The sequence below is a fragment of the Autumnicola psychrophila genome (assembly GCF_031846645.1).
Lineage (GTDB): Bacteria > Bacteroidota > Bacteroidia > Flavobacteriales > Flavobacteriaceae > Autumnicola > Autumnicola psychrophila.
This window is the reverse complement of sequence record NZ_JAVRHN010000026.1, coordinates 1-1,341: the sequence shown is the minus strand read 5'-3', so window position 1 is coordinate 1,341 and position 1,341 is coordinate 1. Positions and strand designations below refer to the sequence as shown.

Sequence of the window (1,341 nt, the reverse complement as noted above, 5' to 3'; positions counted from 1 at the left end):
AAAAGGATGGTAAGAGAAAGATGAAGCTGGAAGTGAAAGTTATACTCTTGTATTTATCTGCATATCATTCCTTGCATTAAATAAAAGCTCCCCCCCTTTTAAGGAGGGGTGACTGAAGGTCGGGGTGGTACATCCCCACTGCAATACTATTAGATCAATAACTGCCGTTTTTCCGCATGCTTCCCTTCCGCAAGTCTGTGAATCTGGAGGACCAGAGATGAGAAGCAACTTGGAACTTTTCCCATTCACAACCCGCAATTTTCGAAAACTTCCATTTTCCTCTTTCCACTTTAAAACCAATACCACAGCAGACATCTGAACTCCGATCCCCAAACAACAAACTATTCACAACTAAAAGACCTCCAAACTTTTAAACAATAACTTTTTATAGAACCGAAAAAAGATCTACTTTTGCAGCCTAAAATTTAATAATAATGAAGTCAATTACGATCAACGGATCTAAAAGAGAAAGCGTAGGCAAGAAGTCAACAAAAGCCTTACGTAATGCTGGACAGGTTCCTTGCGTATTGTATGGTGGAGGGCAGGAGCCTTTACACTTTGCTGCCGAGGAAATTGCATTCCAGAACCTGATTTACACACCAGATGTTCACACAGTGGAAATTCAATTGGAAGGTGGTAAAAAGTATAACGCTGTACTTCAGGATATTCAGTTTCATCCTGTAACAGATGCTATACTGCACATGGATTTCTATGAAATCTTTGAAGACACTCCAATTACTATGGAAATTCCAATTCATACTGTAGGAATTCCTCGTGGGGTTAAAAATGGGGGAGTTTTACGTTACAACCTTCGTCGTTTAAAGGTAAAAGGACTTCCTGGAGATTTACCAGATTTTATCGAAGCAGATGTTACCAAACTTAAGATTGGACAGAAGCTTTATGTAACTGCTGTTGAAAGTGATGATTTCAAAATTCAGCATCCGGACAATACTGTAATTTGTCAGGTTAGAACTTCACGTAATATTGTTGAAGATCTTGAAGACGAAGAAGATGAAGACGAAGTTGCAGCAGATGAAGTGCCAGCTACTGAAGTAGATGAAGCAAATGAGGTTGAGAGCAAAGAATAAATAGCTCATTCCTAAAATAAATTAAAGCATTCCTGTTTCGGTTTTTCCGAAATTCGGAATGCTTTTTTTGTTGCTATATGTTCTAATGTTCGAAAGTTCTAAAGTGAAAAGAAAAAGAGTAAAGCAGTGACGCAGTGGCGCAGTGAATAATGAAAATCATCTAGCTTTTCTTTTATTGCTTATAGCCTAAAGCAGTAAATAATGAATAGTTTTCCCACTATCCGCTTAAAACTTAAGACTTAGAGCCTGCAGC

Annotated in this window: 2 protein-coding genes; one reads left to right on the top strand and one right to left on the bottom strand. The window is 38.2% G+C overall.

The window, feature by feature from the left end; all coding sequences use genetic code 11:
- Nucleotides 1-39 precede the first annotated feature (39 nt).
- Nucleotides 40-333, bottom strand: coding sequence for a hypothetical protein (locus RM541_RS17335; RefSeq protein ID WP_311501391.1), 294 nt, complete (start codon nucleotides 331-333; stop codon nucleotides 40-42).
- 101 nt (nucleotides 334-434) lie between these two features.
- Between RM541_RS17335 and RM541_RS17330 the strand changes: the two genes are divergently transcribed.
- Nucleotides 435-1,088 (top strand): 50S ribosomal protein L25/general stress protein Ctc, encoded by a 654-nt coding sequence (locus tag RM541_RS17330; protein ID WP_311501390.1) that lies wholly within the window; start codon nucleotides 435-437, stop codon nucleotides 1,086-1,088.
- Nucleotides 1,089-1,341: the final 253 nt, after the last annotated feature.

Coding starts and splice junctions, on each gene's coding strand:
- RM541_RS17330 (WP_311501390.1), top strand. CDS start 435: ATGAAGTCAATTACGATCAACGGATCTAAAAGAGAAAGCGTAGGCAAG.